Annotated in this window: 3 protein-coding genes; all 3 read left to right on the top strand. The window is 32.5% G+C overall.

Annotated elements, in window-relative coordinates:
* Positions 1-4942, top strand: a 4942-nt coding sequence (locus tag N2251_RS00705) for a T9SS type B sorting domain-containing protein (RefSeq protein ID WP_260584762.1), incomplete at its 5' end; no start/stop codon positions are given.
* 41 nt (positions 4943-4983) lie between these two features.
* Positions 4984-5907, top strand: coding sequence for a PorP/SprF family type IX secretion system membrane protein (locus N2251_RS00700; RefSeq protein WP_260584761.1), 924 nt, complete (start codon positions 4984-4986; stop codon positions 5905-5907).
* A gap of 11 nt (positions 5908-5918) precedes the next feature.
* A complete protein-coding gene (locus tag N2251_RS00695; protein WP_260584760.1) occupies positions 5919-7961 on the top strand; it encodes an OmpA family protein in 2043 nt (680 codons plus the stop codon).
* Positions 7962-7994: the final 33 nt, after the last annotated feature.

The raw sequence follows: 7994 nt of genomic DNA, 5'->3' as shown, positions 1-7994 counted from the left end.
AGTTGCAACAGGAACTACAATAAACTGGACAAGTTTAAGCGTACCATCAAATAATGGAAGTATCAGTGTAAGTTATACCGTTACAGTATTAGCACCAGGAGCAGGAATAAGTTATACAAATACAGCATCTATAACGGCAAGTAATCAATATGATCCAGATAGTGATGTAACGAGTGATTCAACAGTAGATGATTTAGCAGATGGAATATCTGATGATGATGAAACAAGTGTAACGCCAGTAGTTGAGCAATCAGATTTAAGTATTACTAAAGGTTTATCAAGCGGAAGTGCTACTCCAAATGTAGGCGATGTCTTAACGTTTGAATTGATAGTAAGTAATGCAGGAACAAGTGATGCCACAGGCGTAAGTGTAGTTGATGTTTTACCAGCAGGTTATACATTAGGAACAATTAATAACGGGGGAACCTCTTTAGGCAACACGGCAACGTGGAATAATTTAGTAATACCAAATAGCGGATTATTAACATTAACCTATCAAGCAACGGTAAATGCACCAACAGGAACTGTAGATGAGTATAAAAATGTAGCACAGATTACAGCGAGTGATCAATTTGATCCAAATAGTGATCCAAGTGTACCTCAGAGTACCACGAATGAAGATGATGACACCGATTTTACGGTAGTACCACAACAATCAAACTTAAGTTTATTAAAAAGTTTTGTAGATGTAAATGGATCGAATGTAGAAGTAGGTGATATTTTAACCTTTACGGTTGCCTTGAGTAATGCAGGACCAGATGTAGCAACAGGAGTAAGTATTGAAGATATTTTACCAGTAGGATTTGGTTTAGTATCAGGGAGTATAGATAATTCAGGAGTTTACAATGCAGGAGCAACGACTATAAACTGGTCTAACTTAACGGTTCCTTTAGCGGGATTAAGTGTTACGTATCAAGTAAAAGTAAATGCACCAACGGGAGTTGCAGCAGAATATACCAATGTAGCTCAAGTAACTGCGAGTGATCAATTTGATGATAACAGTACACCAGGAAATGATGTTTTAGCAGAAGATGACCAAGATAGTGAGACGGCAACCCCAAGTCAAGCAGATTTATCATTAGCGAAAGTATCAAGTGTATCGAATCCAAATGTAGGCGATGTTATTACGTATACAGTTACAGTTACAAACGACGGAACGAGTGATGCCACAGGAGTAAGTGTTGTAGATACAGTTCCGAATGGTTTAGTAATTGTAAGTTCAGGAACAGCTACACAAACAGGAAATGTATTAAGTTGGAGTGGCTTGAATGTATCAGCAACAGCAGGAAGTAATACGTTAGATTTAAGCTATACGGCAAGAGTATTAGCGCCAGGATCAGGAATCAGCCATATTAATATCGCAGAGATTACGGCAAGTGATCAGTTTGATCCAAATAGTACACCAGATAATGATGATGGAGATCAGAGTGAAGATGATGAAGTAGCTTCAGTCATTACACCACAAACTGCAGATTTAAGTTTATTAAAAAGTGTAAGTAATACAAATCCAAATGTAGGCGATGTAGTAACTTTTACATTATTGGTAAGCAATGGCGGAAACAATGATGCCACAGGCGTAAGTGTTGTAGATGTTGTGCCAGAAGGATATAGTTCGATAGCGAGCATTAGTGGAACGGGAAGTTTAGGAGCAACAACAGACACTGTAAGTTGGTCAGGTTTAACGGTTTCAAATGGAGGATCAGTAAGTTTAACTTTTGATGCAAGAGTAGATGCACCAACCGGAGCATCAAATGAGTATTTAAATACAGCAGAGATAACAGCCAGTGATCAGTTTGATCCAGATAGTGATGTAACAAGTGATGCTACAGTAGATGATAATGGTGATGGAATTGCAGATGACGATGAGAGTTCAGTAGGTGTAACGATTCAACAATCAGATTTAAGTATTAGTAAAGTATCAAGTGATATGTCACCAAATGTAGGCGATGTAGTAACCTTTACTTTAACGGTAAGTAATGCAGGCCCAGATGCAGCAACCGGAGTATCCCTTCAGGATATTGTACCAAACGGTTATACTCTTGGAACGATAAACAATAGTGGAGTTGCAACAGGAACTACAATAAACTGGACAAGTTTAAGCGTACCATCAAATAATGGAAGTATCAGTGTAAGTTATACCGTTACAGTATTAGCACCAGGAGCAGGAATAAGTTATACAAATACAGCATCTATAACGGCAAGTAATCAATATGATCCAGATAGTGATGTAACGAGTGATTCAACAGTAGATGATTTAGCAGATGGAATATCTGATGATGATGAAACAAGTGTAACACCAGTAGTAAAACAAGCAGATTTATCATTAACTAAAGTAGTAACAGACGGTAATTATACACCAATTATAGGTAATGAGATTACATTTGATATTGTGGTAACTAATGACGGACCAAGTTTGGCAACAGGGGTGAATGTATTAGATTTATTACCTTCAGGATATAGTTATGTAAATCATACTGTATCATCAGGTTTCTATACACCAACATCAGGGGTATGGGACGGACTAGATGATATGCCAAATGGTACATCTCAAACTTTAACATTAACTGCAATAGTATTATCAGTAGGGAATTATAACAATATTGCAGAAGTTATGTTTGCAAATGAATTTGATTTCGATTCAGTACATGGTAATGGAATATTATCAGAAGACGATATGGATGACACAGTAGTAACACCAATATTATCAAACTCTGATTTATCATTAACTAAAGTAGTAACAAATGGTAATTATTCTCCAATCATAGGAGATGAAATTACATTTGATATTATAGTATCTAATGATGGACCTAATACAGCGACAGGAGTAGATGTATTAGATTTATTACCTTCAGGTTATAGTTATGTAAGTCATACGGTGTCATCAGGTTTTTATACCCCAACAACTGGGTTATGGGATGGATTAGATGATATGCCAAATAATACATCTCAAACCTTAACAGTAACAGCAATAGTTTTATCAACAGGTAACTATACGAATATTGCAGAGATAATGTCTTCGAACGGTAATGATTCGGATTCAATACATGGTAACGGAATATTATCAGAAGACGATATGGATAACGCTATAGTTACACCGATAACACCTTTAGCTGATTTATCTTTAACAAAAGAAGTTGTTGATGGTGATGTAACACCGTTGGTAGGTGATGAAATTACATTTAAATTAACTGTAACTAATGACGGGCCAGAAGATGCAAGTGGAGTAATTGTAACAGATTTATTACCTACAGGTTATGATTTTCAGACATTTAGCTCTTCAGTAGGAAGCTATAATGAAATTACAGGAGAGTGGACTATAGGTAATTTAGCAAACGGAGCAGTAGAAACATTATTAATAGATGTAACTGTAAAACCAACAGGTGTTTACTTAAATACTGCTGAAATAACAGGATCAAATATTTTAGATAGTGATTCTACACCAGGAAATGGGGTAACTACTGAAGACGATTATGCAGAAGCAAATACAACACCAATTCAGGCAATTGCTGATCTTTCTATAAGTAAAACAACAGTAGGCGGTATAACAACAGCGCAACCAGGAGATGCATTACGTTTTCAAATTAATGTAAATAATGCAGGACCAGATAACGCAACAAATGTAGCAGTGTTAGATATGCTTCCAGTTGGATTTACGTATCAACAGTTTAGTGCAACATCAGGAGTTTATGATCCATTAACAGGATTGTGGACTGTAGATAATGTTTCAGCTAACGGATCTCAAACATTATTTATAGATGTTATCGTTAATTCGCCAACAGGTACAGCAAATGAGTTTATCAATTTTACAGAAATAACAGCTTCAGATCAAATAGATCCGGATAGTGATGTTAATAGTGATGTTTCATTTGATGATCTAAATGATGGAATTGCTGATGATGATGAAGCTAATTTTGTAGTACAAGTAGCTATTTCAGATTTAGAATTAATTAAATCTGTAAGTAATGAAAATGCAAACGTAGGAGATGTAGTTACATTTACATTACAATTAAATAATTTAGGACCTGATGCAGCAACAGGAGTGGCTATAGAAGATATTATGCCTACAGGTTATAGTAATATAAATAATATAAGTGATGGAGGTACTTTAAGTGCAAATATTATAAGTTGGTCTAATTTAAATGTGCCATTAACAGGGTTAACAATTACTTATGAAGCAACAGTAAATAACCCAACATTACAAGGTGATGAATATTTAAATACAGTTAATATTATAGCGAGTGATCAATTTGATCCAGACCTTAGTAATAACAGTTCTAATGCTTCTATTAACACGCCAACAGCAGATATAGCAATTGTTAAGCAAGTAGATATATTAGAGCCATCGATAGGAGATATTATTACATTTACTATAACGGTAACTAATGAAGGAACAATAACTGCAACAACTGTTAGTATTTCAGAAGCATTACCGCTAGGTTATGAATACATATCATCAATAGCAACTTCAGGTATTTATGATGAAAACCTAAGTGTATGGAGTTTACCTCTTGTAGATATAGGAGATGTTCAAATGTTAGAAATTGAAGTAAGAGTTTTAGATGTTGATGATTATATAAATACAGCATCATTACAATCTTTAGATCAAATTGATTCTAATACAAATAATGATAGTTCAAGCATAGGAATAACACCTGTTTGTCTTACTATTCATAACAAATTTTCACCTAACGGAAATAACGAAAATGATGTTTTTTATATCGATTGTATTCAGAATTACCCAGATAATAGATTAGAGGTTTATAATAGATGGGGTAATATAGTATACTCTAAAGATGGATATGATAATACATTTAATGGTACTTCAAACGGAAGAGCTGTTATTACAAAAGATGAGCAACTACCAGTAGGAACTTATTATTATGTGTTAGATTTAGGAGACGGAACTAAATCGAAAGTAGGTTGGTTATATATTGTTAGATAAAAATTAGAATAAGAAAAAAATCTTTTAGAAAAAAAACGAAAATGAATTTAAAATTTAAAATTTCAATAATCTTGTTTCTAATTTTTACTACCATAAGTAGTAGTGCACAACAAGATCCTCAGTATACGAACTATATGTTTAATACAATGACTGTAAATTCAGCTTATGCTGGTTCTAGAGGGCATTTATCTGTAACAGCACTGCATAGAACGCAGTGGGTTGGTATTGATGGTGCTCCGCAAACACAATCGTTAAGCATAGAGTCTCCAGTAGGTAAAAATGTAGGAGTAGGGTTATCGTTTGTAAATGACCGTTTGGGTCCGTCAAAAGAAACGTATATAGACGCAAGTGTTTCATATACTTTACGTTTAAATAATGATAGTCAACTTTCTTTTGGAATGAAGGGGGGGGCTAGATTATTAAATGTTGATTTATTTGATGGCTTTCAAAATCAATCAGATGTAGTATCTATTAATAATAAGTTTTTACCAACAATTGGAGCGGGTGTTTACTGGCGTAATGAAAAATCATATATCGGATTATCAGTTCCTAATTTTTTAACTAAAAATCATTTTGATAGAGATGATTTTAGTAGTAATAATTATAAAGTTAGTGCAGAGCGATTGCATTATTTTTTAATAGCAGGTAAGGTATTTGACCTTAGTTCAAGCGTAAAGTTTAAACCTGCTTTTTTAGGTAAGTTTGTAGCAGGAGCCCCTGCAATTGTAGATTTATCTGCTAATTTTTTAATAGATGATACCGTAAGGTTAGGAGTAGCTTATCGTTGGGATGATTCTGTTAGTGGATTGTTAGGTTTTCAAATAAGTCCAAGAATATTATTAGGATACTCTTATGATTTAACAACAACAAGATTAGGAGACTTTAATTCGGGTACGCATGAAATAATGCTACGTTATGAATTAATAACAAAAGAAAAACAATTAAAATCACCTCGTTTCTTTTAAATTTTATAAAAATGAAAAAAGTAATTATAATATTATTAGTCTTGTGTGTGAATAATTTATCTTTTGCACAAAGTAATAAAACGTACGACCAAAAAATAAAAAGCTCAACGCCAAAAGCAGATAAACTCTTTAAAAGAATGTGGTATAAAGATGCTGCAACACTTTATGAAAAAGAATTAAAAAGTTTAAGCAAAAAAGAGAGTAAAGGAGCAGATTATTTAAGTGTATTAAAAAAAGCAGGAGATTCTTACTTTTTTAATACAGATATGAAAAATGCAAATCGTATTTATAAAGAACTAATCTCAAATTATTCATCAAAAATAAATTCAGAATATTTATTTAAATATGCGCATAGTTTAGAAGGTATTGGTAAATATAAAGAAGCAAAACACTGGATGAAAAAGTTCTCTAAGAAAACAGAGAAAACAGATGATAGATCAAAAAAATACAATCAAGAAAATCAAACGATAGAAGATGTATTAAACATAGAACCTCAGTTTATTTTAAATAATCTATCTACAAATACAAAATATTCAGATTTTGGACCAATGTATTATAAAGATAAATTAATTTATTCATCAGCTGTAGATTCATCAAATTATCATACCAGAATTTATCAGTGGAATCAACAACCTTTTTTAAATATGTACTTGGCTACAATAAATGAAACAAGTGCTGATGTTAAAAAAGAGGGGGATTTTTCTGAAAATTTAAATACGATATATCATGAAGCAACATTAGCTTTTTCACCTGATGAGAAAAGAGTTTATTTTACTAGAAATAATTATGATGGTGAATTAGGTAGAGACGATGAAGGAACAAACCATTTAAAATTATACAGTGCAGATTTAATAAGAAAAGACAACGATAGCATTTTTGAATGGAATAATATAAAAGAGTTACCTTTTAATAGTGAAAAATATTCGGTAGGTCACCCAACAGTTAGTAATGATGGGAAGTTATTATACTTTGTTTCTGATATGCCCGGCTCTATAGGTGCAACAGATATTTTCGTAGTTGATATATTAGAAGGTAAAGTAAATAATGAAAGCGATTCGGTATATATTGGTTATTCTAGACCTAGAAACTTAGGCGAAAAGATAAATACAGCAGGTCGTGAAATGTTTCCTTATATAACCGATAATAGATTATACTTTGCTTCAGACGGACATTTAGGTTTAGGTGGTTTAGATGTTTTTCAGAGTACTATTAAAGATGATAATTTTACAAATCCGTTAAACTTAGGAGCTCCTTTAAATAGTGAGTTAGACGATTTTTCTTTTATTATTAAAGAAGATCAAAATACAGGTTTTGTGTCATCTAACAGAAAGTTAGGAAAAGGAGATGATGATATTTATTCATTTATTAGAACAGCTATAAAATCAGAACCAGAATGTAATCAATTAGTAAAAGGAATAGTGTCTAATAGCATTACAGGAGAACGCATTGCAAATGTAAAAGTGATATTGTATAATGAAAAAGAGGATACTTTAGAGACATCTATTACTAATATAAACGGAGCTTATGTGTTTAATAAGATCTTAGATTGTGAAACAAAGTATAAGGTTGTAGCTTCAAAAACAGGATATCAACAAAAAGATAAAAAATTATTAACAGGAGAGGAAACCGGAGAAACCTTTGTTCCGTTAGGTTTAGAAACATTAAATAAACTTATAGTTGAAGAAGGTGGATTGTTAAAAATTAAAATAGGAATTATTTATTTTAATTTAGATAAATCATTTATTAGAGGTGATGCAGCTATTGAACTTAATAAAATTGTTGTTTTAATGATGCAGTATCCAAAAATGGTGATAAAAGTAGAGTCGCATACCGATTCTAGAAACACTGACTCATACAACTTAAATTTGTCAGACAGAAGAGCTAAATCAACAAAAGAATATTTAATTAAGAGTGGTATTGAATCAAGTAGGATTGATAGTGCTAAGGGATATGGAGAGTCTCAGTTACTTAATAAGTGTTTAAATGGTGTGAAATGTAGTTCTGCAGAACATCAACTAAATAGAAGGTCTGAATTTATCATTTTAAAAATGTAGTTTTATATAATTTACAATACTAAAAAAGCAACC

It is taken from the genome of Tenacibaculum haliotis (assembly GCF_025215075.1).
Classification (GTDB): domain Bacteria; phylum Bacteroidota; class Bacteroidia; order Flavobacteriales; family Flavobacteriaceae; genus Polaribacter; species Polaribacter haliotis_B.
The sequence above is the reverse complement of the archived record's forward strand: the minus strand, read 5'-3'. Positions and strand labels throughout refer to the sequence as shown.

Bases quoted from the DNA above. Each gene is read 5' to 3' on its own strand.
- N2251_RS00695 (WP_260584760.1), top strand. From the start codon at position 5,919: ATGAAAAAAGTAATTATAATATTATTAGTCTTGTGTGTGAATAATTTA.
- N2251_RS00700 (WP_260584761.1), top strand. From the start codon at position 4,984: ATGAATTTAAAATTTAAAATTTCAATAATCTTGTTTCTAATTTTTACT.